Annotated in this window: 27 protein-coding genes and 1 pseudogene; 4 read left to right on the top strand and 24 right to left on the bottom strand. The window is 67.3% G+C overall.

Translation table 11 applies throughout. The features are described from left to right. On the top strand, positions 1–382 hold a 382-nt coding region (locus BMG07_RS30295), incomplete at its 5' end, for an NAD(P)/FAD-dependent oxidoreductase (RefSeq protein WP_269759557.1). Here BMG07_RS30295 and rlmB read toward each other — a convergent pair. Genes rlmB through BMG07_RS30275 form a run of 4 tightly spaced genes read right to left on the bottom strand, consistent with a single transcriptional unit; the run spans position 352 to position 3,365 of the window. After that, complete coding sequence (gene rlmB / locus BMG07_RS30290) at positions 352–1,098, bottom strand: 23S rRNA (guanosine(2251)-2'-O)-methyltransferase RlmB (protein WP_198087642.1); 747 nt, start codon at positions 1,096–1,098, stop codon at positions 352–354. The two genes, BMG07_RS30295 and rlmB, sit on opposite strands and share 31 nt — an antisense overlap. A gap of 35 nt (positions 1,099–1,133) precedes the next feature. Beyond that, positions 1,134–2,114, bottom strand: a complete 981-nt coding sequence (locus BMG07_RS30285) for a hypothetical protein (protein ID WP_198087641.1) — start codon at positions 2,112–2,114, stop codon at positions 1,134–1,136. After that, positions 2,111–2,599, bottom strand: a complete 489-nt coding sequence (locus BMG07_RS30280) for a hypothetical protein (protein WP_198087640.1) — start codon at positions 2,597–2,599, stop codon at positions 2,111–2,113. Before BMG07_RS30280 ends, BMG07_RS30285 begins: the two co-directional genes overlap by 4 nt. 55 nt (positions 2,600–2,654) lie before the next feature. Continuing rightward, positions 2,655–3,365 carry an ABC transporter ATP-binding protein gene (locus BMG07_RS30275; RefSeq protein ID WP_198087639.1) on the bottom strand — a complete coding sequence of 237 codons (711 nt, stop codon included), beginning with the start codon at positions 3,363–3,365 and terminating at the stop codon, positions 2,655–2,657. Between the two features lie 36 nt (positions 3,366–3,401). On the opposite strand from BMG07_RS30275, the gene BMG07_RS30270 reads away from it, so the two are divergent. Then, positions 3,402–4,040, top strand: coding sequence for an arylesterase (locus BMG07_RS30270; RefSeq protein WP_269759556.1), 639 nt, complete (start codon positions 3,402–3,404; stop codon positions 4,038–4,040). Positions 4,041–4,098: 58 nt separating this feature from the next. On the opposite strand, the gene BMG07_RS30265 is transcribed toward BMG07_RS30270, so the two are convergent. Both BMG07_RS30265 and BMG07_RS30260 read right to left on the bottom strand, forming a co-directional pair. After that, on the bottom strand, positions 4,099–4,302 hold the full coding sequence (locus tag BMG07_RS30265) for a hypothetical protein (RefSeq protein WP_055796387.1): 204 nt from the start codon (positions 4,300–4,302) through the stop codon (positions 4,099–4,101). 115 nt (positions 4,303–4,417) lie between these two features. After that, positions 4,418–5,611, bottom strand: coding sequence for a PLP-dependent transferase (locus tag BMG07_RS30260; protein WP_198087638.1), 1,194 nt, complete (start codon positions 5,609–5,611; stop codon positions 4,418–4,420). Between the two features lie 300 nt (positions 5,612–5,911). Here BMG07_RS30260 and BMG07_RS30255 point away from each other — a divergent pair, with 300 nt between their 5' ends. Together BMG07_RS30255 and BMG07_RS30250 are read left to right on the top strand one after the other, a co-directional pair. Further along, positions 5,912–6,559: an AraC family transcriptional regulator gene (locus BMG07_RS30255; protein WP_269759555.1), complete on the top strand. Its 648-nt coding sequence runs from the start codon at positions 5,912–5,914 to the stop codon at positions 6,557–6,559. Between the two features lie 90 nt (positions 6,560–6,649). Continuing rightward, positions 6,650–7,102, top strand: coding sequence for a VOC family protein (locus tag BMG07_RS30250; protein ID WP_198087637.1), 453 nt, complete (start codon positions 6,650–6,652; stop codon positions 7,100–7,102). Between the two features lie 36 nt (positions 7,103–7,138). Here the strand turns inward: BMG07_RS30250 and BMG07_RS30245 are convergent, their stop codons facing one another. The 18 genes and pseudogenes from BMG07_RS30245 to BMG07_RS43125 form a co-directional block, all read right to left on the bottom strand. Beyond that, positions 7,139–7,663 (bottom strand): phosphoribosyltransferase, encoded by a 525-nt coding sequence (locus BMG07_RS30245; protein WP_198087636.1) that lies wholly within the window; start codon positions 7,661–7,663, stop codon positions 7,139–7,141. Between the two features lie 17 nt (positions 7,664–7,680). After that, positions 7,681–9,012: an adenylosuccinate synthase gene (locus BMG07_RS30240; RefSeq protein WP_198087635.1), complete on the bottom strand. Its 1,332-nt coding sequence runs from the start codon at positions 9,010–9,012 to the stop codon at positions 7,681–7,683. A gap of 23 nt (positions 9,013–9,035) precedes the next feature. Next, positions 9,036–10,196 (bottom strand): ATP phosphoribosyltransferase regulatory subunit, encoded by a 1,161-nt coding sequence (locus BMG07_RS30235; protein ID WP_198087634.1) that lies wholly within the window; start codon positions 10,194–10,196, stop codon positions 9,036–9,038. A 44-nt stretch (positions 10,197–10,240) separates the two neighbouring features. Next, the gene (locus BMG07_RS30230; protein ID WP_093237567.1) at positions 10,241–10,429 is read right to left on the bottom strand and encodes a DUF2065 domain-containing protein; all 189 of its coding nucleotides are present in this window, start codon (positions 10,427–10,429) and stop codon (positions 10,241–10,243) included. 19 nt (positions 10,430–10,448) lie between these two features. Then, the gene (hflC, locus tag BMG07_RS30225) at positions 10,449–11,351 is read right to left on the bottom strand and encodes a protease modulator HflC (RefSeq protein ID WP_198087633.1); all 903 of its coding nucleotides are present in this window, start codon (positions 11,349–11,351) and stop codon (positions 10,449–10,451) included. A gap of 20 nt (positions 11,352–11,371) precedes the next feature. Beyond that, positions 11,372–12,745, bottom strand: coding sequence for an FtsH protease activity modulator HflK (gene hflK, locus BMG07_RS30220; protein WP_198087632.1), 1,374 nt, complete (start codon positions 12,743–12,745; stop codon positions 11,372–11,374). A gap of 32 nt (positions 12,746–12,777) precedes the next feature. Beyond that, complete coding sequence (gene hflX / locus BMG07_RS30215; RefSeq protein ID WP_198087631.1) at positions 12,778–13,989, bottom strand: GTPase HflX; 1,212 nt, start codon at positions 13,987–13,989, stop codon at positions 12,778–12,780. 56 nt (positions 13,990–14,045) lie between these two features. Further along, positions 14,046–14,291 (bottom strand): RNA chaperone Hfq, encoded by a 246-nt coding sequence (gene hfq, locus BMG07_RS30210; RefSeq protein ID WP_012747311.1) that lies wholly within the window; start codon positions 14,289–14,291, stop codon positions 14,046–14,048. A 162-nt stretch (positions 14,292–14,453) separates the two neighbouring features. Beyond that, a complete protein-coding gene (gene der / locus BMG07_RS30205; RefSeq protein WP_198087630.1) occupies positions 14,454–15,797 on the bottom strand; it encodes a ribosome biogenesis GTPase Der in 1,344 nt (447 codons plus the stop codon). Between the two features lie 54 nt (positions 15,798–15,851). Further along, positions 15,852–16,994, bottom strand: coding sequence for an outer membrane protein assembly factor BamB (bamB, locus tag BMG07_RS30200; RefSeq protein WP_198087629.1), 1,143 nt, complete (start codon positions 16,992–16,994; stop codon positions 15,852–15,854). A gap of 7 nt (positions 16,995–17,001) precedes the next feature. Further along, the gene (locus tag BMG07_RS30195; protein WP_198087628.1) at positions 17,002–17,694 is read right to left on the bottom strand and encodes a tetratricopeptide repeat protein; all 693 of its coding nucleotides are present in this window, start codon (positions 17,692–17,694) and stop codon (positions 17,002–17,004) included. Positions 17,695–17,700: 6 nt separating this feature from the next. Further along, complete coding sequence (gene hisS, locus BMG07_RS30190; RefSeq protein WP_198087627.1) at positions 17,701–19,011, bottom strand: histidine--tRNA ligase; 1,311 nt, start codon at positions 19,009–19,011, stop codon at positions 17,701–17,703. Positions 19,012–19,027: 16 nt separating this feature from the next. Next, positions 19,028–20,299: a flavodoxin-dependent (E)-4-hydroxy-3-methylbut-2-enyl-diphosphate synthase gene (gene ispG, locus BMG07_RS30185; RefSeq protein ID WP_198087626.1), complete on the bottom strand. Its 1,272-nt coding sequence runs from the start codon at positions 20,297–20,299 to the stop codon at positions 19,028–19,030. Beyond that, on the bottom strand, positions 20,296–21,267 hold the full coding sequence (locus BMG07_RS30180; protein ID WP_198087625.1) for a helix-turn-helix domain-containing protein: 972 nt from the start codon (positions 21,265–21,267) through the stop codon (positions 20,296–20,298). Before BMG07_RS30180 ends, ispG begins: the two co-directional genes overlap by 4 nt. Further along, positions 21,260–22,114, bottom strand: a complete 855-nt coding sequence (pilW, locus tag BMG07_RS30175; RefSeq protein ID WP_198087624.1) for a type IV pilus biogenesis/stability protein PilW — start codon at positions 22,112–22,114, stop codon at positions 21,260–21,262. Before pilW ends, BMG07_RS30180 begins: the two co-directional genes overlap by 8 nt. A gap of 4 nt (positions 22,115–22,118) precedes the next feature. Next, a complete protein-coding gene (rlmN, locus tag BMG07_RS30170; protein ID WP_198087623.1) occupies positions 22,119–23,270 on the bottom strand; it encodes a 23S rRNA (adenine(2503)-C(2))-methyltransferase RlmN in 1,152 nt (383 codons plus the stop codon). A gap of 21 nt (positions 23,271–23,291) precedes the next feature. Beyond that, the gene (gene ndk / locus BMG07_RS30165) at positions 23,292–23,717 is read right to left on the bottom strand and encodes a nucleoside-diphosphate kinase (protein ID WP_013542117.1); all 426 of its coding nucleotides are present in this window, start codon (positions 23,715–23,717) and stop codon (positions 23,292–23,294) included. 152 nt (positions 23,718–23,869) lie between these two features. After that, a pseudogene (locus BMG07_RS43125) lies at positions 23,870–24,235 on the bottom strand (23S rRNA pseudouridylate synthase B); the annotation flags it as partial.

The raw sequence follows: 24,235 nt of genomic DNA, 5'->3' as shown, positions 1-24,235 counted from the left end.
GCTGCCCAGGGTGGCTCGCGAACGGGCCCTGCTGGTTGGCGACGCGGCGGGCATGGTGTCGCCGGTGACGGCGGGCGGTATCCACACCGCGTTGCAGCACGGCGAACGCGCGGGCGCGGCCGTGGCGCGCTTCGTGCGCGGCGAGGCCGACGACCCGGCCACCTGGCTGGTGCGCGGCTACCCGAGCTTCATGCTCAAGCGCACGCTGCGCTGGGCCTCGACAATTTCCAGAGCGACTGGATGTTCAACCATCTGCTGGGCACGCCGCAGATGCGGCGTGTGGCGGAACTCATCTATTTCCACCGCAAGGGCGGGCCGTCGCCCCGAGGCTAGAAGCGAGCGATCGGCAAATCAGGCGCTGCGCTGGCGCATCGCCTCGTAGAGGCACACGCCGCTGGCCACCGAGACGTTCAGGCTCTCGACCGCGCCGGCCATCGGGATGCTCACCAGCTCGTCGCAAGTCTTGCGCGTGAGTTGCCGCATGCCCTCGCCTTCGGCGCCCAGCACCAGCGCCAGCGGGCGCTTGAAGTCGCTCTGGTAGATCGTGCCCGGCGCGTCGTCGCTGGTGCCCACGCACCAGATGTTGCGTTCCTTGAGCTCGTTCAGCGTGCGCGAGAGGTTCGTGACCATGAAGTACGGCACCGTCTCCGCCGCGCCGCTCGCCACCTTGGCCACGGTCGCGTTGATGCCGGCCGCATGGTCCTTGGGCGCGATGACGGCATGCGCGCCGGAGCCGTCGGCCACGCGCAGGCAGGCGCCCAGGTTGTGCGGGTCGGTCACGCCGTCGAGCACCAGCAGCAAGGGCACGGTGCCGGCCTCTTCGAGGCCTTCGAGCAGTTCGTCGAGCGAGCGGACCTGGGCCACAGGTTCGACCCGCGCCACCACGCCCTGGTGGCCGTGGCTGCCGCTGAGCTTGGACAGCCGCAGGCCGTCGGCCTCGACCAGCCGGACGCCGGCTTCCTGCGCGCGCGCGATGAACTGTTTCATGCGCGCATCGCGCCGGCTGGCGTCGAACATCACTTCGAGTACCGATTTCGGCGCGGTCTTGATACGCACGCCCACGGCATGGAAGCCGAAGATCACTTTAGGGGAAGACATGCCCCCGATTATCCCTACCCGCCGAGGCAGCCCCGTCAGGCGAGCGGCAGGCCGCTGGTTGCGCGCGTGCGCTCGTCGTGCAGTTCCTGCACCGCCAGTGCGCTCGGATGCACCCGGGCGCTGTTGCCCACGCTCTCCAGGTACTGGCAGGCGGCATGGCCTTCGGCGGCCTTTTCATAGCGCGCGATCCAGGCGTCGCGCCCGGGCAGCTTGTCGGGCGACACGGGCCACACGCCGGGGCGGGGCCGCATCGGCTCGCCGATGCCGATGCGCCACGGCTTGGCGCTCACGCGGGCGCGAAAGCAGTTCTGGTTGCGGCACATGCGGGCGTAGACCTTGTCCGCGCCCAGCAGCTGGAAGCAGTCGGCCACCGTGCTGTCGGACGGGCTGAAGACGTCGTGCATCGCCAGCACCCGAAAGCCCGCCGGCGTGCGGTAGATGCGCAAGTGCCAGTCGGGGTGCTGGTGCATGAAGCGGCCGATGCGCTCGGCCACGCGCTTCTCGGGCGAGGGGTTGTCGCTGGGCTCGCCGCGCTTCTTGCGCTGGCCGATGAACCATGCCACGACGAACACCACGATGCCCGCGATCAGCCCGCCCAGCCAGGTCTTGGCGGCCCAGCCGCCGACCACCCCGGCAATGAGCGCCGGCACCAGTGCAAAACCGAACACGCTGCCGCGCAGCGGCTCCTCGAAGTCGATGTCGACGAACAGCACGTCGGGCGTGTTGAGGCAGCGCGCCCCGTAGCTGTTGCGCGTGACGACCGCTTCGCCCTGGCGCTCGACGATTTCCTCGCGGATCGGCACGCCGTTGGCGCCGTTGTAGGCCAGCTTGCGCTCGCGGCGGTCGAGCTTCTCGCCGCTGGCGATGCGCTCGAAGGCTTCGCGGGTGCGCTGGTCGGCATGCGCCTGCGCAGCCAGCGGGCTGTCGTCGGACCAGCCGTGGCGGCGCACCGTGACCTGCTTGCCCGCCACGCGCTCCTGGATGCGGCCTTCGGCCCAGAACTGTGGAACGATCATCGTGGGAGCCCGATGTCTCCGCCGAAGCACAGCCAGACCAGCGCCATGCCCAGCAGGATGATGGCCACCGGCAGCCAGCGGTAGCCGTCGGTCGGTACCCGGCCCGGCTCGACCATGGGGCGCCTGGGCACGTCCGACGACAGGTGGCCGAACGCGCCGACCGGCGGGCTGTCGTGGTTGTCGACCAGCCGCTTGGCGGCCGACAGGCTCAGGCCGGTGGCTTCGCGCGTGAGGCGGACGGCCTCGACCTTGTTGCCTCGCGCCAGCGCGGTGAGCGCGGTGGACGGCATCGACGCAAAGCCGCGGTCCTGCGCGGCAGCGTCGGGTGAATTGCGGCCGGGGTCCCCCATCCAGGTGGCGTAGCGTTCGACGGCATTCTTGGCGGACCGCAGGTCCATGCCAGTGCTGTCGCGCACGATCTTGATGGCTTCGATCAGCCTGCCACGCTGCAGCGCCGCGATGGCGTCGGGTGGAAGGTCTTCCATGGGGGTCTCGCTCCTCGGTTTCTTCTGCTATCTGTTTGATAGCTTACCGCGCTTGTCAGCCGGGCGCTACGGCTGCTTTTTCATTACCTGCGACGCGGCCGGCCTCGATGGTGATGCGGCGTTCGCACCGGTCGGCGATGCCGCGGTCGTGCGTGACGAGCACGAGCGTGGTGCCCAGTTCGCGGTTCAGGTCGAACATCAGCTTCATGACCTGCTCGCCGGTCGCGAAGTCGAGGCTGCCGGTGGGCTCGTCGGCCAGCAGCAGGGCCGGCTGCACCACGAAGGCCCGCGCCAGCGCCACGCGCTGCTGCTCGCCACCCGACAGCACCTTGGGGTAGTGCCCCAGCCGCTGGCCCAGGCCGACGCGGCCCAGCATCTCGGAGGCGGCCTTGCGGGCGTCCTTGCGGTTGGCCAGCTCGAGCGGCAGCATCACGTTCTCCAGCGCGCTCAGGTTGCCGAGCAACTGGAAGCTCTGGAACACGAAGCCCACGCGCTGCGCGCGCACGGCGGCGCGCTCGTCTTCATCGATGGCGAACAGGTCGTCGCCCGCGAGCTTGACGGTGCCTCGCGTGGGCGTGTCCAGCCCCGCGATGATCGACAGCAAGGTGCTCTTGCCGGAGCCCGAGGCGCCGACGATGGCGGCGGTTTCCCGCGCCCCGAGGGTGAAATGGATGTCCTGCAGAATGTCCAGGGTGCCGGCCGAGTCGGTGACGGACTTGAAGACATGCTCGACGGCGACAATGGCATCAGACGGGGGTTGGGACATGGAAAGGCTTTGGTTTTGAATCGACGTGACTTTATCTTGACCACCGCCGCGCTCGGCAGCGCGGGGATATGGACGACAGCGGCGCAGGCCCAGGCTCCGGCGGCCACGGCGGGCAAGCCGGTGATCCTGGTGCTGGGCGATTCGCTGAGTGCAGAGTACGGCCTCAAGCGCGGCGAAGGCTGGGTACCCTTGCTCGAAAAAAGGCTTGCGGCGCAGAAGATCGCGGCCACCGTGGTCAACGCCAGCATCAGCGGCGACACCAGCTCGGGCGGGCGCGCCCGCTTCCCCGCCCTGCTCGCCCAGCACAAGCCCAGCCAGGTGGTGGTCGAACTCGGCGCCAACGACGCGCTGCGCGGCCTGCCGCTGGCGGACACCGAAAGCAACCTGCTGCAGATCACCAAGGCCGCGCAGGCCGCCGGCGCCAAGGTGCTGATCGTCGGCATCCAGGTACCACCCAACTACGGCGGCGACTACACGCGGCGCTTCGAGGCCGTGTTCTCCAAGGTGGCAGGCACGACGAAGGCCGCGCTCGTGCCCTTCCTGCTCAAGGGCGTGGCCGATGCGCCCGACGCGCTGTCGCTGTTCCAGGCCGACCGCATTCATCCGACGGCCGCGGCGCAGCCGCAACTGCTCGACAACGTCTGGCCCGAACTGCGCAAGCTGCTGCCCAAATAAAAAAAACCGCCGCAGGCAAACCTGCGACGGGCTTCTTGTGAGGGACGCCAGAAGCGGATCAACCGTTCTTGGTGGGCAACTCGGGCACGGTGGGTGGATCGCGTTCGAGCGAGGCCACGTCGGTCTCCGGGTCTCCGGGGGCCAGTCCGTCGCTGCTCGGGCTGAGTTTGCGATTCGCCTTTTCCCGGAGCTTTTCTTCCTTCTTTTTCTTCTTGGCCAGCTCTTTCTGGCGCTTCTCGTAGCCGTAATTTGGTGTTGCCACTGCTTCTCCTTGGGGCGAGGCAGTCACGGTGACTGCGCTTGGCCTACTGTAAGCGATAACGGTGCAGTCTCGAGACCCCACCTGTGCCGTCTCCCGAGGCGGGCGATGCGCTTTTTTACATCCGCGCGAGCGCCTGTTGCAGATCGGCCCGCAGGTCGTCCACGTCTTCCAGGCCCACCGAAAAACGAACGAGCGTGCCCTTGTAGGGCCAGCGCGCCACGCTGGCGTCGCGCATCAGGCCGATGTCGTAGGGCACCACGAGGCTGATCGGGCCGCCCCACGAATAACCCAGGCGGAACAGCTTCAGGCTGTCGCAGAAGCGGTCGACCTGCTCGGTGCTGAAGCGCGCGTCGAACACCACCGAGAACAGGCCCGCCGCCAGGTCGGTCGCGCCGCACAGCGCACGCCAGTGCACGTGGCCCGGCGAGTCCTCCAGCGCGGGGTGCAGCACCTGCGCGATTTCCTCGCAGCCGTTGAGCCAGCCCGCCAGTTCGCGCGCCGCGCGGTCGTGCGCGGCGTAGCGCAGCGCGATGCTGGGCAGCGAACGCAGCAGCGTCTCGACGTCGCCCACGCCCGCGCCGAAGCCCATGCGCATGTGCGTGAGCTTGAGCGCGCGGTGCAGCCGCTCGTCGCGCGTGACCACGCTGCCCATGAGCACGTCGCCGCCGCCGCTCGGGTACTTGGTGAGCGCATGCACCGAGATGTCGACGCCCTGCCCCGTGCCGTTGAAATCGAAAGGCGCGAAGGCCAGGCCGGCGCCCCAGGTGTTGTCCAGCGCGGTCATCACGCCGCGCGCGCGGCAGATGTCGACGAGCGCGGGCAGGTCGGGGAATTCCATCGTCACCGAGCCCGCCGCCTCGACCCACACCAGCCGCGTGCGGTGCGACAGCTTGGCCGCGAGGTCCGCCGGGTTCATGGCGTCGTACAGCCGGTGCGTGATGCCGAAGTTGGCCAGCTCGCCGGTGGCCAGCGCCTTGTTGGGGCCGTAGGCGTTGTCGGGAATGAGCACCTCGTCGCCGGTCTTCAGGAAGGCGAACGCCACCAGCGTGATGGCCGCCAGGCCGCTGGGCACCAGCAGGCACTCGGTGCCGCCCTCGAGGGTGGCCAGGCGCTCTTCCAGCGTGAAGGTGGTGGGCGTGCCGTGCAGGCCGTAGGTGTAGCCCGCCTTGGTCTTCCAGTCGCGCGCGCGCATCGCCGCCACGTCGGCGAAGAACACGGTCGATGCCTTGAACACGCCGGGCTGCGGCGCGGCAAAGGTGGCGGGCGGGGTGTAGGGGTGGTGGATCAGGGTCGTGGAAAGCTTGCTCATGCGTGAATCCTAGCGTGGCCGCCGCAACCCTCGATTCCGTGATGGCGCGATTGCGCCGCGCGGCGGCTCGGCGGACACTCCCAGCGCCATGCAACTGACCCGCCCGCCCTCTCCCCGCCTGCGGCCCTTCGTGCGGCTGCTGTGGGCTTCGGCGCCCGAAGGGTCGCCCGGCGAGCGGCCGGGCGCGCGCGAGCACGTGCTGCCCACGGGCGGCATGCACCTCGTGTTCCGGCTCTCCGGGCCGCCCCTGCGCCTGTTCCGCGGCGATGCCGATGCGCAGGGCTTCACGGTCGCTACGCCATGGTGGGCGGCACGCGCTCGGCATTCTTCGTGCGCGACGTGTCGGTCGAAACACGCTCGGTCGGCATCATGCTGCAGCCCGGCGCCGCGAAGGCGCTGCTCGGCGTGCCCGAAGACGCACTGGCCGACCGCCACACGTCGCTCGACGCGCTCTGGGGCGCGGACGCGGGCTTTGCGCTCGAGCAGCTTCACGGCACGGACTCGCCCGCGCGCCAGCTCGCGATCGTCGAAGCGTTGTTGAGTGCCCGCCTTGCCGCCGCCTCGGCCCTGCACGGCCTGCACCCCGCGGTGGCCCGGGCGCTGGCCGGCATGGCTCACATGGCCCACGCCAGTGCCCATGAGGACGATGCGCAAGCCGGCACGATCCGCGAACTGGTCAGGCAGAGCGGCTACAGCCACCGGCGCTTCATCGCCCTCTTTCGCGGCATGACGGGCCTGGCGCCCAAGCAGTACACGCGCATGCTGCGCTTCGACCGCGTGCTCGGGCAATTCGCGTTGAACCCCGCGCAGCCTTGGGCGGAACTGGCGCTGGAGTCGGGCTACAGCGACCAGGCGCACTTCCATCGCGACTTCCTCGCGATTGCCGGCATGTCGCCGCAAGCCTACCGGCGCGCGGCCCCGGCGTCGTCGCGCCACGTGCCGGTCTGAAGCGCGGGCCGCGCAGGTCAATTTTGTGCAAGACGCGGCGCAGGGCCACAGCCAGAATCGCGCTCATTCCCACACGACAGGACACCCGCCATGGCCATCCACGAACTGTTTCCCTACCTCTGCGTCAACGACGCGGGCGCCGCGATCGACTTCTATTGCCAGGTCTTCGAGGTGAAGGAGATCTTTCGGCTGACCGAGCCCAGCGGACGCATCGGCCACGCGGAGCTGGACTTTCACAACGGCGCGATCCTGATGCTCTCGGACGAGTTCGCCGAGTTCAACATCCTCAGCGCGAAGACGCTGGGCGGCACCGCCGTCTCGCTGCACCTGCACGTGGACGATGCCGACGCGGTGGTGGCGCGCGCGGTCGCCGCGGGTGCCACGCTGGACATGGCCCCGCAGAATCAGTTCTATGGGGAACGTTCCGGTGTGTTTCGAGACCCGTTCGGGCATCGCTGGAACGTGGGGCACAGCATCGAGAAGCTGACGCCGGAAGAAATGCAGCGGCGCTACACCGCGATGCTGCTCAACCCCGCCGGATGACCCGAAGGGGGTTGTGCCGACGGGGGTTGCGCCGAATCAGACCGACCACTTCTCGATGAGCTTCTCGGCGCCCATCGAGTCATAGCCCTCGAAGGGCTGGTGGATCCACGGGTTCGTGGCCAGGAATTCCACCTGGTAGTCGGGCGTGAAGGTCGACAGCGCCTTGGTCCAGATCACCGCGCTGCGCAGCTCGGTGATGGGCGGGTAGTTGTTGCGCAGCATGTCCATCACGGCGTGCAGCGTGTGGCCCGAGTCGGCCAGGTCGTCCACCAGCAGCACCTTGCCGGCGATCTCGCCCTTGGGCGTGGTGATGTAGCGGGCAATATCCAGGTGGCCCTGGATGGTGCCTGCATCAGCACGGTACGAGCTGGTCGACATGATCGCCAGCGGCTTGTCGAAGATGCGCGAGAGCACGTCGCCGGGGCGCATGCCGCCGCGCGCCAGGCACAGGATGGTGTCGAAGTGCCAGCCCGACTGATGCACCTTGATCGCGAGCTTCTCGATCAGGTTGTGGTACTCGTCGTAGCTGACGTAGAGATGCTTGCCGTCTTCGGTCAACATGGGTCTTGGGTTCCTCTTCAGTCGGCCAGGTAGGGGTGGCGCATCATGATCGTGTGGTCGCGGTCGGGGCTGGTCGACACCATGTGGATCGGCACGCCAGTGACCTGCTCGATGCGCTGCAGGTACAGGCGCGCATTGATCGGCAGCTTGTCGTACTGCGTGACGCCCACGGTGCTTTCGGTCCAGCCTTCGAGGGTTTCGTAGATCGGCGTGCAGCGCTCGATTTCGTCCGCGCCCATCGGCAGGATGTCGGTGACTTCGCCGTCGAGCTCGTAGCCGGTGCACAGCTCGAGCTTCTCGAGGCCGTCCAGCACGTCGAGCTTGGTGATGCACAGGCCCGACAGGCCGTTGACCTGCGCCGAGCGCTTGAGCAGCGCGGCGTCGAACCAGCCGCAACGGCGGCTGCGGCCGGTGGTCACGCCCTTTTCGGCGCCCACGGTGCTCATGTGATAGCCGGGCGTGCCCGGCGTGGCCCAGTCGAGCTCGGTGGGGAACGGACCACCGCCCACGCGCGTGCAGTAGGCCTTGGTGATGCCCAGGATGTAGTGCAGCATGCCCGGGCCCACGCCCGAACCGGCGGCGGCGTTGCCGGCCACGCAATTGCTCGAGGTGACGTACGGGTAGGTGCCGTGGTCCACGTCGAGCAGCGTGCCCTGCGCGCCTTCGAACAGCAGGTTGGCGCCGTTCTTGTGGGCATCGTTCAGCTCGCGCGAGACATCGGCCATCATGGGCTTGAGCAGCTCGGCGTGCTTCATGGCTTCGTCGAAGACTTCGTCGTAGTCGATGGCCGGGGCGCTCAGCACCTGCGTCAGCACGTGGTTGTGCAGGTCGAGCAGCACGCGCAGCTTGGCCGCGAAGCGCTCGGGGTGCTTCAGGTCCTGCACGCGCAGCGCGCGGCGCGCGATCTTGTCTTCGTAGGCCGGGCCGATGCCGCGGCCGGTGGTGCCGATCTTCTCGATGCCGCCCTTTTCGCGGTAGGCCTCGCGCGCGATGTCCAGCGCGGCGTGGAACGGCAGGATCAGCGGGCAGGCTTCACTGATGCGCAGGCGCGAACGCACCTCGACACCGGCCTTCTCCAGCCCTTCGATTTCCTCGAAGAGCTTGGCGGCCGACAGCACCACGCCGTTGCCGATGTAGCACTTGACGCCCGGGCGCATGATGCCGCTGGGGATCAGGTGCAACGCGGTTTTCACGCCGTTGATGACCAGCGTGTGGCCCGCGTTGTGGCCGCCCTGGAAGCGGACCACGCCCTGGGCGCTTTCGGTCAGCCAGTCGACCAGCTTGCCTTTGCCTTCGTCGCCCCATTGGGTGCCGACGACGACCACGTTTCTTCCGGTGGTTACGCTCATGCTCGTTCCATTACTTCAAAAATTCAGATCGTTCGGACACTCCACTGGCCTGCTTGCTCGACGAGCTCGCGGTCGCAGTGGAATTCATCGATTTCGCTGCCATGGCCCGGCAGCACGCAGACTACCGTTTCACCGGACTTGCGCAATTGGGCAATTGCCTGACGCAGGCCGGCCGCGTCGCTCCAGGGCGCGCGGATGGCGGCGCGCAGCGGGCGGGCCGGCAGCACGCCAACCAGTTCGCGCACGTCGAGGCTGAAGCCGACGGCCGGACGGTTGCGGCCGAACACGGCCCCCACCTCGTCGTAGCGGCCGCCGCGTACCAGCGAGTCGGCCGCGCCGGGCACGTAGATGCCGAAGCGCATGCCGCTGTAGTAGGCGTAGCCGCGCAGGTCGGCCAGGTCGAAACTGATCTGTCGGCCCGGCACGCCGCCCAGGCCGGCGGCCAGCTGCTTCAGGTCGGCCAGGGCCGCCGCCACGGCGGGCGTGCCCTTCAGGGCCTTGGCGGCTTCGTCGAGCACCGACGCGTCGCCGTACAGCTGCACCAGCGCGCGCAGCCCGTCGCGCGAGGCGGCGGGGAAATCCTGGGTGAGCGAGGCGAGTTCGCTCGCGTCCTTGGCGGCCAGCGCGGCATGCACCCGGGCCAGCGCCGCGGCGTCGACCGGCACGCCGGCGAACAGGGCGCGCACGATGCGTGCATCGGCCAGGTCGACGATCACGCCCTCTTCCAGCCCCGAGGCGCGCAGGCAGTCGAGCGCCAGCAGCAGGGTCTCGGTGTCGGCTTCGAGGCCGGCGTGGCCGTAGATCTCGGCGCCGAACTGCAGCGGTTCACGCGTGGCGTGCGGCCGGTCGGGACGGGTGTGGAGCACCGGGCCGCAGTAGCACAGGCGGGCCACGCCGTCGCGGTTCAGCAGGTGGGCATCGATGCGCGCCACCTGGGGGGTGGTGTCGGCTCGAAGGCCCATGCTGCGGCCGGAGAGCTGGTCGACGAGCTTGAAGGTTTGGAGGTCGAGCGCCTCGCCGGTGCCCGAAAGCAGCGACTCGAGGTGCTCGAGCAGCGGCGGCATCACCAGCTCGTAGCCATAGCCACGGGCGGTATCGAGCAGCTGGCGTCGAAGTTCTTCGATGTGGCGCGCCTCGGAAGGCAGCACATCGGCAATGTGATCCGGGAGGACCCAAGCGGACATGGGGATCGGGGGCGTGGTTAAACCGGGATTCTACCGGGACCGCGCTACCCCAATACCCAAAGGAGTGCCAAACCCAGCAGGATGCTGCAAAGTCCAAAGAAACGAAGCTGGCCGTCGCGCAGCTGCATGAGCTGCCCGAAGCCGCGCCGCCACCCTCCTGGCGACACGAAAGGCAGGATGCCTTCGATCACCAGGACGAGCGCCAGCGCGCTCCAGAAAGTGTCGGCGCTCACAGCTCCAGAAGAAGAAGCATCAACGACGCGGGGCGCTGCTGGTGGCCGCTCCCGAGCCTTGCATGGCGCGGAAGAAGTCCGACGACGGGTCGAGCACCATCACGTCGCTCTTCTTGTTGAAGCTCTGCTTGTAGGCGTCGAGGCTGCGATAGAACTGCGCGAACTGCGGATCACGGCCAAAGGCCTCGCTGTAGGCGGAAGCGGCCTGGGCATCGCCCTCGCCCTTGATCTTCTGCGCGTCGCGGTAGGCATTCGCGACGATCACTTCGCGCTGGCGGTCGGCGTCAGCACGGATCTTTTCGCCTTCGGCCGTGCCGGTCGAGCGCAGTTCGTTGGCCACGCGCTTGCGCTCGGCCTCCATGCGGCGGTAGACCGACTCGGTGATGGCTTCCACGTAGTCGACGCGGGTGATGCGCACGTCGACCACGTCGACGCCCCAGGGCTTGGCGCCCTTCACCACGGCCAGCACTTCGCGCTGCACGTCGGCCATCAGGGCTTCGCGGCGCACCGAGATCAGGTCGCGCACGGTGCGCTTGTTGATGTTTTCCTGGAACGCATTGCGCACCACGCGGTTCAGCTGCATCGCACCGGCGTTCTCGTCGAGGCCGACGTTGCGGATGTAGGCTTGCGGGTCGCTGATGCGCCAGCGCACGTACCAGTCGATCACCACGCGCTGCTTCTCGGCCGTGAGCATGGGCTCGGTGTCGAGGCTGGAAAGCGTCAGCAGGCGCTTGTCGATGTACGACACGTTCTGGAACGGCGGCGGCAACTTGAAGTTGAGGCCGGGCTCGGTGATGACCTGCTTGATCTGCCCGAGGGCATAGACCACGCCGAACTGGCGCTGGTCGACCACGAAGAGGGTCGAGCTCAGCAGCACGAGCAAGACGAGGATCGACGAGGCGATGAATCCGATTCTGTTCATGTTCTTCTAGGCCTTGTTCATCAACGCACGTCGCGGTCACGCGAACGGCCGTCGCGGCCGCGCACGTCGCCCGTCGTGGGCGCCACCGGGATCACCGAGGACTGGGCCGGCGCGGTGCCGGCGACGTTGGGGCTGGCCGCATCGACCGGCGTGGCCGCCGCGTTGTTGCCGCTTTGCTGGATGAGCTTGTCGAGCGGCAGGTACAGCAGGTTGGAACCCTGCTTGCTGTCGACCAGCACCTTGGTCGTGCTGGCGTAGATCTGCTGCATGGCGTCGGTGTACATGCGGTCGCGCGTGACTTGCGGGGCCTTCTGGTACTCGGCCAGCACGGCGCTGAAGCGGCCAGCATCACCCTGGGCCTGCGCCACGATCCGCGCCTTGTAGGCCTCGGACTCTTCCTTCAGGCGCGAAGCCGTACCGGTTGCGAGCGGCACCACGTTGTTGGCGTAGGCCTGCGCATCGTTCTTGGTGCGCTCGCGTTCCTGGCCGGCCTTGAGCACGTCGTCGAACGCGGCCTGCACCTGCTCGGGCGGACGCACGCCGCCCTGCTGCAGGTTGATGCCCACGACTTCGACGCCGATCTTGTAGCGGTCGAGGATGGTCTGCATCAGCGCGCGCACGCGCGGCGAGATCTGGTCGCGCTCTTCGGCGAGTGCGGCGTCCATCTTCATCTTGCCGACCACTTCGCGCACGGCCGTTTCCGCCACTTGCACGACGGTTTCGGCGGGCGACTTGCTCTCGTAGAGCCAGGCACGCGCATCGCTCAGGCGGTACTGCACGGCGAACTTGATTTCGACGATGTTCTCGTCTTCGGTCAGCATGGCCGATTCGCGCAGGCCGGTGGAACGCACGATGGCGTCGCGGCCCACGTCGGTCGAGCGGATCTGCGTGACCACCACCACTTCGTGGCGCTGGATCGGGTACGGCAGGCGCCAGTTGAAGCCGGCGCCCACGGTCGTCTTGTAGCGGCCGAATTGCGTGACGACGGCCTGCTGGCCTTCGTTCACGATGAAGAAGCCGGTGCCGAGCCAGATGAGAACGGCCACGGCAGCGACGAGGCCGAGGCCGAATCCTGCGTTTTTCATGTCGGGGCGGTAGCCGTTGCCGCCACCATTGCTGTTGCCGCCGCTGGGACGGTTGCCACCGCCCTTGCCGCCGCCGAAGAAACCACCGAGCTTGCGATTGAGGTCGCGCCAGAGTTCATCGAGGTCGGGCGGGCCCTGGTTGGGGCCCTGACCGCGGGGGCGGTCGCCGTTGTTATTGTTGTTGCCCGAAGGCGGGGGCGTGGGGGCGCCCGGAGGATTGGCGTCGGGGGGCCGGTTGCCGGCCGGGCGGTCGCCGTTGGAGGACGGCTCGTCGCCACGCCCCCATCGGCCGTCGTTCAGGTTGAACATGCCCAGAAACCCTCTCCGCGCTGGCTTTGAATTCATTCGCTTCGTTCTCTTGTCAGTGGCGGGATTGTGCCCAATCCATCGGCGGAATCATGCAATTCAGCGTCCGCCTCAGGGGTCATCGTATCGGCTACCGAGCCCGACTGCCGGGCGAGCTCGGCGCGCAGCAGCGCCACGCCCTCGCCGCTCTTGGCGCTCAGGAAGATGCGGGGGATCTGCACGCCGTCGATTTCCATCTCGTCCTGCAGATGCAGCGGATGTTGCGCGCTTTCAAGAGCATCGAGCTTGTTGAAGACCAGCAGCTGCGGCACGGCCTCGGCGCCGATCTCGCGCAGCACCGTCTGCACCTCGGCCATCTGCTCGGGGTAATGGGGGTTGGAAGCGTCGATGACGTGCAGCAGCAGGTCGGCGTCGACCGCTTCCTGCAGCGTCGCCTTGAACGCATCGACCAGACCGTGCGGCAGGTCGCGAATGAAGCCCACGGTGTCGGAAATCGACACCTGCCGGCGCGCATCGCCCAGGTAGAGGTTGCGCGTGGTGGTGTCGAGCGTGGCGAACAACTGGTCGGCCGCATAGGCGCGGGCCTTGACCAGCGCATTGAACAGCGACGACTTGCCCGCGTTGGTATAGCCGACGAGCGAGATGTTGAAGGTCTCGCGCCGCTCGCGCTGCCGGCGCTGCGTGCCGCGCTGCTTCTGCACCTTGGCCAGCCGCTCGCGCGTGCGCTTGATCGATTCGCCGATCATCCGGCGGTCGAGCTCGATCTGCTTTTCGCCCGGGCCGCCGCGCACACCCGCACCGCCGGTCTGGCGCTCCAGGTGAGACCAGCGACGCACGAGCCGCGTGCTGAGGTACTGCAGGCGAGCAAGCTCCACCTGCAGCTTGCCTTCGTGCGAACGGGCGCGCTGGGCAAAGATCTCGAGAATGAGGAATGTGCGGTCGTACACCGCGACATCGAGCTGGCGCTCGAGGTTGCGCTGCTGCGCGGGGCTCAGGGACTGGTCGAAGATGACTTCGCTGGCCCTGTGCAGGGCGGCGAGTTCCTTGATTTCTTCGGCCTTGCCGCTGCCCACGAACAGGGCCGCGTCAGGGGCCTTGCGTTTGCACGAGAGACGGGCGACAGGCGTGAGGCCGGCTGTCTGCGCAAGCAGGCCGAGTTCCTCGAGTTCGCTGTCGAAATGGGGCAGCCCGAAATCGACGCCGACGAGAACGGCGGCGCCTTCCTGGCGGGGGATCTGTTCAGACAAGCGGGATCAGAATTGGGGAAAAAGCGCGACGACCGGGGTCGCCGCGCTCCGCGCTGTCAGGCTGCGGCGTCGTCGTTCTCGGCAGCCGAGAAGTTGACGGCACGACCCGGCACGATGGTGGAAATGGCGTGCTTGTAGACCATTTGCGTCACTGTGTTGCGAAGCAGCACGACGTATTGGTCAAAAGACTCGATCTGGCCCTGCAGCTTGATACCGTTCACCAAATAAATGGAAACCGGCACGTGCTCGCGACGCAGGGTGTTCAGAAACGGGTCTTGCAGAAGTTGCCCTTTATTGCTCACGATATTCTCCGTGTTCAAGAGTAGTTGTTGGAGAGATGACCTTAACACAGGGTTTCCGCGCTGCAGCAACCGGGGTCAAAAGCCTTGAGAAAATAACGGTTCTCAAAAGACGGAACTTCCGCCACCGTTGCAAGTCATTGGCCGCCATCGGCGGCCAATGGCTCAATCGTCCTTGTCGGCAAAAGGATTGTGCGAGCTCTTGAATTCGATCCGCAAGGGGGTACCCACCAGATCGAATTCCTTGCGGAAGCGCCCCTCGAGAAAGCGCTTGTAAGCATCGGTCACATGTTCGAGCGAATTGCCGTGAATCACGATCACCGGCGGATTCATGCCGCCCTGGTGCGCATAACGCAGCTTGGGCCGATACATGCCGCCGCGCTTGGGCGCCTGGAATTGCACCGCCTCCAGCAGCAGGCGCGTCAATATGGGTGTCGACATCTTGCGCGTGGCCGACTTGTGGGCCTGCGCAATGGCCTGCCACACCGGGCCCAGGCCCTGGCGCTTGATGGCCGAGATGAAATGCAGCGCCGCGAACTTCAAGAACGGCAGTCGGGTTTCGATCTGCCGCTGGATCTGCTCGCGCTGGTAGCTGTCGACCGCGTCCCACTTATTGATGGCAATCACCACCGCGCGGCCGCTTTCGAGGATGTAGCCCGCAATGTGCGCGTCCTGGTCGGTCACGCCTTGCGTGGCGTCCAGCAGCAGCAGCACCACGTTGGCCGATTCGATGGCCTGCAGCGTCTTGACCACCGAGAACTTCTCGATCGCCTCGAACACCCTGCCCTTGCGGCGCAGGCCGGCCGTGTCGATCAGCTCGAAGCGCTGGCCGTTGCGCTCGAAGGGCACGGAGATGGCGTCGCGCGTCGTGCCCGGCATGTCGAACGCCACCAGGCGCTCTTCGCCCAGCCAGGTGTTGATCAGCGTGGACTTGCCCACATTGGGCCGCCCCGCCACCGCCAGCTTGATCGGCTTGTTGACATCGTCTTCGGCGGATTCGTCGTCCGGGTCCGGCAGGTTCAGCGGTTCGAGCGCAAGCTCGACCAGGTCGCGCATGCCTTGCCCGTGCGCCGCAGACACACCGTGCACGTCGCCGAAACCGAGTTCGTAGAAATCGACGAGCTTGGTGCCGTCGTGCATGCCCTCGGCCTTGTTGGCCGCCAGCACGCACGGCTTGCCCAAGCGGCGCAGCTCGTTGGCGATGTCATGGTCTTGCGCCGACAGGCCTTCGCGGGCGTCGACCACGAAGATCACAACGTCGGCCTCGGCCACGGCCTGGCGCGTCTGCTTGGCCATTTCCTTGTAGATGCCGCTGCCGGCATCGGGCTCGAAGCCGCCGGTGTCGATCACGATGAACTCGTGCTTGCCCAGGCGACCGTTGCCGTAGTGGCGGTCGCGCGTGAGTCCGGCGAAGTCGGCGACGATGGCGTCGCGCGTCTGGGTCAGGCGATTGAACAGCGTCGACTTGCCGACGTTGGGACGCCCGACCAGGGCCACGACCGGCTTCATGGCCGGCCTTTCGATGGCGCGGTTTTCATGGTCGGGCCTTGCAGGAAGAAAAGATTATTCAGGGCGATAGCCAAACACACCACCCTTGGCAGTCACGACCACGACCGTGTTGCCGGCGAGCACCGGCGCAACGGTGATGGCCGAGCCATCGGGCGTGACACGATTGAGCAGCGCGCCGTCTTCGCGCGACACGAAATGCAGCGTGCCCGTGGCCTCGCCGATGATGAGCGAACGGCCCACGGCAAGCGGAGACGTCAGCTCGCGGTTCTTCAGACGGGCCATTTGCCAGGCGCGTTCGCCGTCGGCGCGGCGCCAGGCGGCAACGCTGCCGTCGGACTCGGTGCCGTAGACGAAGCGGTCGTCGCCGCTGATGCCGTCGGCGCCCGAGGCAGGCTTGGTCCAGACCAGCGTGCCACGCGTGGTGTCGACGCAGCCGACGCTGGCGTAGTAGGCCCGTGCGCACACCGTGTCGCCGTAGCGGCTCACGCTGCCGGTCAGGTCGACCAGGCGCTCGACGTCGTTCGTGCCGCGCGGCGCCGCGATGGGAGCTTCCCAGCGCGAGGAGCCGTTGCCTGGGTTGATGCCGACCAGCCGGCCGCCGATACCGGCCACCAGCGTGTCGCCCACGGCGATCAGCACGCCCGACTTGCGCAGCACCAGGTTTTCACCGGCGCGTTGCTGGATCCACAAGCGGCGGCCGCTCTGGCCGTCCCAGGCGCTGACGCTGCGGTCGGCGGTCTGCACGAACACGCGGCGGCCGGCAACCAGCGGCGCGGTGAAGGCCTGCGCCGACAGCTTCTGCTTCCACAGCACCTTGCCGTTTTCGAGCGCGACCAGTTCGTTGTTGGTGGTGACCACGGCGGCAATCGAGCCGTCGCTGCCCACGCCCGCGGCCAGCGTGGCGCCGACGCTGGCGCGCCAGGTCTCGCGACCGGCGCGGGCGTCGATGGCGACCACCGTGCCGTCACTGCCGGCCACGGTGACGATGTCGCCGCTGACGTCGCTGGTGAGCGGGAACTTGACCTCGGGGATGCGCACGGTCCAGGCCTGGCGCACGCCCATCAGGGACGGGTTGGCGGGCAGCTCTTCGGGCTTCGGCTTGCTCGAACTCGAGCAGGCGGCCAGGAAAGCGACCAAAACAAGGGCTGATCCCGCACGCAAGGCGGTCGATTCAGGCATGAAACGCTTGAAATTCATGATGCGGTCAGGGAGTTTTGGGGGCTGCGGGAGTGACGGTGATGACCGGGGCCAGGCTCTTCGGGTCGACGCCGACCGCGTTGAGCTTGATCTCGATCAGGCGGCGATAGTCGGACGTGGCACCCAGGCCGGTCCAGGCTTTGCGGTACTCGGCTTGCGCCTCGTCGCGCTTGCCCTGGGCCAGGTAGATGTCGCCCTTGCGATCGGCCACCAGTGCTTCGAATTCCTTGGGCACGCTGCCGTCGAGTTGCTTGAGCGCTTCGTCGTAAGACTTGCTGTCGAGCAGTTCGCCCGCCAGGCGCAGTTTGGCCACGGCCTTGTAGCCGGGGTCGACGGCGTTCTGCGCCACCCACTCCAGCGCCGAACGCGAGCCTTCGGCATTGCCCTTCTCGTACAGCGTCTTGGCGGCCAGCAGGCCGGCCTGCTGCGCGTAGGCGGTGCCGGCGAAGCGCTGCTTCATGTCGCCCAGCACGCGCTGGATGCGTTCGACATCGCCGGACTGCGTGCTGCGCTCGACTTCGTCGTAGAGCGCCGCGGCCTGCACGGCCTTGTTGCGCTGGAAGTATTGCCAGCCGTTCCAGGCCACGAAGGCGCCGGCGACAAGCAACACGGCCCAGGTGATCAGGGTGCCGTAGGTATTCCAGAAATGCTTGAGCTGGTCGAGCTGTTCCTGTTCTTCGAGGTCGAGATGGGTTGCCATGCGCTGTCAGATGTTGGGAGCCGGCGATTGTAGGGTGGCGGCCCACGTGGGGACTTCAGCAAGTGCTCGGGAAGCCTGCGCGCCGCTTCCGTCACGCAAGGACTTGAGAGTCACTTCGCCGCGCGCGAGTTCATCGGCGCCGAAGATGAGGGCGTAGGTGGCGCCGCTGGCGTCCGCCTTCTTCATCTGCGCCTTGAAGCTGCTGAGGCCATCGGCCGTGGCCGCGTGCATCTGCGCGCTGACGCCGCTTTCGCGCAACTGCTGGAGCGTGCGAAGCACGACGGGCATCGAGGCGGCGTCGGGCACGATGGCATAGACATCGGGCACCAAGGCCGGCACTTGCTCGCCCTGCTCCTTGAGCAGGTCGAGCACGCGCTCCACGCCCATGGCCCAGCCCACGGCCGGCGCGGGCTTGCCGCCGATCTGCGCGATCAGGTCGTCGTAGCGCCCACCGGCACACACGGTGCCCTGCGAACCCAGGCGGTCGGTCACGAACTCGAAGACCGAGAGGTTGTAGTAGTCCAGCCCGCGCACGAGGCGCGGATTGATCGTGAAGGCGATGTCGTTGGCCTTCAGGATGGCCTGCAGCCCCTCGAAGTGCGCCAGCGACTCGGCGCCGAGAAAATCGATCAGCTTCGGCGCCGACTCGACCACGTCCTTCATGGCCGGGTTCTTCGTGTCGAGAATGCGCAGCGGGTTGCTGTGCAGGCGACGCTTGCCGTCTTCGTCGAGCTTGTCGGCGTGCTTCTCGAAGTGCGCGATGAGTTCAGCGCGATGCAGCGCGCGCTCGGCGGGCTGGCCCAGGCTGTTGAGCTCGAGGCGAACGTCGGTCAGGCCGATGGCCTTCCAGAGCGCATTCGCCAGCAGGATCAGTTCGGCGTCGACGTCGGGGCCGGCAAAGCCCAGCGCCTCGGCGCCGATCTGGTGGAACTGGCGGAAGCGCCCACGCTGCACGTTCTCGCGGCGGAACATCGGGCCGGTGTACCAGAGGCGCTTGGGGCCTTCGTACAGCATGTTGTGCTCGATCACCGCGCGCACCAGGCCCGCCGTGTTTTCGGGGCGCATCGTCAGGTGCTCGAACTTGCCGTTCTTGTCCGCGCGGTCTTCGAAGGAGTACATCTCCTTCTCGACGATGTCGGTCACTTCGCCGATGCCGCGCACGAAGAGCGCCGTGCGCTCAAGGATCGGCGTGCGGACGTTGCGGTACGCAAACCGCCCCATCAGGTCGCGCACGGTGGCCTCGAGCCACTCCCAGCGCGCCGATTCGGGCGGCAATATGTCGTTCATGCCTTTGACGGCATTCAATTTTTCAGCCATGGATCCTGCGGAGGTGTCAGGCAGCGACAGCGTGTTCGCCGCCGAAGCGCTTTTCGATATAGGTTTCTACGAGCTGGTGAAACTCGTTGGCGATATTGTCGCCGCGCAGCGTGAGTGCCTTTTCGCCGTCGATGAAGACCGGTGCGGCGGGTGCCTCGCCGGTGCCGGGCAGGCTGATGCCGATGTCGGCATGCTTGCTCTCGCCGGGGCCGTTGACGATGCAGCCCATGACGGCCACTTTCATCGTCTCCACGCCAGGGTATTTCTTGCGCCAGACCGGCATCTGCAGGCGCAGGTAGTCGTCGATCTGCTTGGCCAGTTCCTGGAAGGTGGTGCTGGTGGTGCGGCCGCAACCCGGGCAGGCTGTGACGCTCGGCACGAACACGCGCAGGCCCAGCGCCTGCAGGATTTCGTTGGCGATCAGCACCTCTTGCGTGCGCGACTCGCCCGGCTGCGGCGTGAGCGACACGCGAATCGTGTCGCCGATGCCCTCCTGCAGCAGGATCGACAGCGCGGTGGCCGAAGCCACGGTGCCCTTGGTGCCCATGCCGGCCTCGGTCAGGCCCAGGTGCAGCGAATAGTCGCAGCGCCTGGCCAGCTCGCGGTAGACCGAAATCAGGTCTTGCACACCGCTCACCTTGCACGACAGGATGACCTGGTTGCCGGCCATGCCCATCGACTCGGCCAGCTTGGCGGACTCGATGGCGGAGGTGATCAGCGCCTCGTACATCACCTGCTTGGCGTCCCAGGGCTGGGCGCGCTGGCTGTTGACGTCCATCAGGCTGGCCAGCAGCTCCTGGTCGAGGCTGCCCCAGTTCACGCCGATGCGCACCGGCTTGTTCCAGCGCATGGCCGCGTCGATCATCTGGCCGAACTGCTTGTCCTTCTTGTCGCCCTTGCCCACGTTGCCGGGGTTGATGCGGTACTTGCTCAGCGCCTCGGCGCAGGCCGGATAGTCGGTCAGCAGGCGATGGCCGTTGTAGTGGAAGTCGCCGATCAGCGGCACGTCGATGCCCATGCGATCGAGCTGCTCGCGGATGTAGGGCACCTGCGCCGCCGCTTCGGGCGTGTTGACGGTGATGCGCACCATCTCCGAGCCGGCGATGGCGAGTTCCTTCACCTGGATCGCGGTGCCGATGGCATCGACCGTGTCGGTGTTGGTCATCGACTGCACGCGCACCGGCGCATCGCCCCCCACGGTCACGACACGCTGGCCCCAGACCACGCGGGCCTGGCGCGAACGGCGCGCCTTGGGCGCCGCCGCTTCAATGGGAAGGCAATCGCTCATGACGTCACCTCGAAACGCGCCACGCCACCACTCTTGGTGACGGGCTTCAGGTCATAGGGCTTGCCGCGCACCTGCACGTCGACGCTCGACGCACGGCCGACCACCACCGACAACGGCAGCGCACCCGACAGGCCGACGGTTTCGCCGGCCTTCAGGCTGCGGCGCAGCAGCTGCTTGCCACCGGCTTCGGTGACGGTGATCCAGCATTCTTCGCGGGCCACGAAAACAAGTTGCTGGCTGCTGGCGGACGACGCGTCGGCCGCCGGCGCCGCAACCACGGGCGTTGCCATGGCGGTCGCGGGAGCAGCCGGGTTCGCAGCAGCGGCCGCGGGCGCGGCGCTCACCGGAGCGCTGGGAGCGACAGCCTGCGTCGGCACGGTTTCGGCGACGGCGCCCGCCTCGCCCGAGGGGGCGGATGCGTTCACCGGCGCATCGCCGGTCGAGCTCGTGTCGGCCGCATCGCGCGCAGTCAGGCGCGACACCGAGGCGCCGAGCTGGTCGAAGACCGACTGCGGCAGCCAGAACAAGGCGCCCGCGCCGATCAGCAGCAGCACCACGACCGTGAGCAACGCACGCGACGGCAGGCCGCTCGATCGGCCGTTGCCGGCCCAGCGCGGCGTGCCCGACGAAATATTGGTCTTCAGGGTGCGGTCGGCCGCGGCCAGCGACACCTTCTGCGTGGTCGGCAGCTTGGCCAGCACAGGCACAGGATCGATGCGCAGTGCCCGGCAGACGCTGCTTGCAAGGGCCCGCGCGAAGACCGGGTCGGGCAGCGAGGCAATGTCGTCGGCCTCGAGCGCCAGCAGTTTCTGCGGCGGCACCTTGAGCGCGGCAGCCACCATTTCGATATGCAGGCCGTGGGCCTCGCGCGCCTCGCGAAGCAGGTCGCCGGCCGTCTTGTGCGTGATGTCGCCTTCTTCGAGCGGCTGCGCCGCGGAAGTGCCGAACTCCGAAACCCGATCAGTCATTGAAATTCCCGCGCTCGTACGCTGATGCCTCCCGCGACTGGGGGAAGCGCCGTTGCAATTGGCCACCCAACTGCGCCATTGCCTCGCGGTTGTTGAGCTTTCGTTCGATCTTGATGCCCAGCCACAGCGTCTCGGCGCTGGCCGAGGGGCTGTTGTTGACACGGCGAATGTAGAACTGCGCGCGCGACCATTCTTCGCGCTGCGCGAGCACCGAGGCCAGGTTGAAGCCGACCACCGGGTTGCCGGCGTCGATCTCGTAGGCCTGCATGAGGCTGCGCTCCGCCTGCGGACGCAGGCCGGCCTTGAGTTCGCAGACGCCTTGCGTCATGAGCGTCTTGGCGCGGTCGGCGTAGCTGGGCACGGCGAGCGCTTCGGTGAACTGCGCGGCGGCGTCGCCGAAGCGGTTCTGCTGGCACAGCAGCCAGCCGTAGTTGTGGCGCGTGTTGGGGTCGCGCGGATTGATCGCGATGGAACGACGGAAGCTGTCTTCGGCCATGCCCGCGTCGTCGAGTCGCATGTAGACCAGGCCGCGCAGGTTGTACGCGTCCGCATTGTTGGGGTCGGCAGCGAGTGCCTGCTTGACTTCGTCGAGCGCGACGTTGGTCTGGCCCTGCTCGAAGTAGCCCGCGGCCAACTCCATGCGCAGGCGCGCGCGGCGCTGGCGCGAGCTTTCATCGGACTCGGTGACGATGTCGACGCCCTTGCCCGAGCTGGTGTCGGCCAGGCTGGTGGTGGTGGTGCGCGTGCTGACGCAACCGGCGAGCAGAAACGCCACGGCGACGCCGGCAAAGCTCGTGGCCAGCATTCGCTGCGCGCTCGCGGTCGTCATCGGAAAGGCCATGCTCATTGCTTCAGTGCTCCTGGGAGACGGTCTTTCGGACCGGATGCAAAACAACGGGGTGCTCCGTCGCCGCGCGGCGCTGGGCCATGCGCTCGGCCGCGCGGGTGCGGTCCTTGACATCGCCGGCGAGCTGGCCGCAGGCGGCGTCGATGTCGTCGCCGCGCGTCTTGCGCACGGTGGTGACCAACCCTGCTTCGCTCAGCGTCCGGGCGAACGCCAGCACGCGCGGCTGCGGCGAACGCAGCAGGCCCGAGGCCGGAAACGGGTTGAACGGAATCAGGTTGAACTTGCACGACACGCCGCTCTTGCGCACGAGCTCGATCAGCTGGTGCGCGTGTTCAGGCTGGTCGTTCACGCCGTCGAGCATGCAGTACTCGAAGGTAATGAAGTCGCGCGGCGCATGCGCCAGGTAGCGCTTGCAGGCTTCGAGCAGTTCGGCGATCGGGTACTTGCGGTTGAGCGGCACGAGGTCGTCGCGCAGCGCGTCGTTGGGCGCATGCAGCGAGACGGCCATGGCCACCGCGCAATCGGCGCCCAGGCGGTCGATCATGGGGACCACGCCGGAGGTCGACACCGTCACGCGACGGCGCGACAACCCATAGGCGTTGTCGTCGAGCATGGTGCGCAGCGCGGGCACCAGCGCGGAGTAGTTCTGCAGCGGCTCGCCCATGCCCATCATCACCACGTTGGAGATGACGCGCTCGTCGCGCTTCAGGTGCTTGCGCAGGAAGTGTTCGGCAAACCAGAGCTGGGCGACGATTTCGCCCGTGCTGAGGTTGCGGCTGAAGCCCTGATGCCCGGTCGAGCAAAAGCGGCATCCGACCGCACAGCCGGCCTGGGACGACACGCACAGCGTGCCGCGGTCGTCCTCGGGAATGAATACGGCTTCGACGGCATTGCCGTCACCGACGTCGAACAGCCACTTGATGGTGCCGTCCTTGGATTCGTGCTGCGTGAGAACCGGCAAGGCCTCGACGCGCGCGGTGGTCGCGAGCTTTTCGCGCAGCGACTTCGCCAGATCGGTCATCTGGGTGAAGTCGCTGGCGCCACGCTGGTGGATCCAGCGGAACAGTTGCGTGGCGCGGAATTTTTTCTCGCCGAGCTTTTCGCAGAACGCGGCCAACCCCTCGAGATCGAATTCGAGCAGATTGGCCGTGGTCATGGAATCGGTCGAGATATGACCTCAGCGTGCGTAGACGTTGAGGCCGGCGAAGAAGAACGAGACTTCGTTCGCCGCGGTTTCGGGAGCGTCGGAGCCGTGCACTGCGTTGGCGTCGATGCTGTCGGCGAAGTCGGCGCGGATGGTGCCGGCGGCTGCCTTCTTGGGGTCGGTGGCGCCCATCAGGTCACGGTTCTTGGCGATGGCGTTTTCGCCTTCGAGCACTTGCACGAACACGGGGCCCGAGATCATGAACTCGACCAGGTCCTTGAAGAAGGGACGCTCCTTGTGCACCGAGTAGAACTGCTCGGCTTCGTTGCGCGACAGGTGCACCAGCTTGGCGGCGACGATCTTGAGGCCGGCGGCTTCAAAACGGGAAACGATCTTGCCGATGACGTTCTTGGCGACGGCGTCGGGCTTGATGATGGAAAGGGTACGTTCGATAGCCATTGAAATGCTTCCTGAGCTTTGATTTTGAAGAGTTTTGTCACAACTGCAACGAGTTTGTTGCGGCATATGTCGACAAAGCCTCTGATTTTAACCGGCGCAGCCCCCGGGGTTCATGAAAACCCCGCGAAAGGCCGCGCTGTGTCGGCAGGTTTTCAGCGCCCGCGACGGCGTCCGCCGCCAGGGCCACCGCCGAAGCCCCCCCCTCCACCGCCGCCACCACCGCGGCGGCCCGGACCTCCGCGCTGCTCCTTGCGCTGGCGCGAGAAGCTGTCGGCACCGATGTAGCCCAGCGAGGTCTTCATCGGATCGGGCTGGTTGGCGCCGCTGGGCTGACGGTCGTCACCCCCTTGGCGATTGCCGCCACCGCCCTGGCGGTTGCCGCCTCCGCCGCCTCCGCCGCCTCCGCCACCATTGCCGCGGCGCCCCTGGCCTTGCGGCGGACCGCCGTTGCCGCCACCTCGGTTGGGACGCGGACCACGGTCGCCGCGCGGCGGACGGGCGTCGCCCAACGGGCTGGG

The sequence above is a fragment of the Variovorax sp. E3 genome (assembly GCF_016082275.1).
In the GTDB taxonomy this organism is placed as follows: Bacteria; Pseudomonadota; Gammaproteobacteria; order Burkholderiales; family Burkholderiaceae_C; genus Variovorax.
This window is presented reverse-complemented; position numbering and strand designations above follow the sequence as displayed.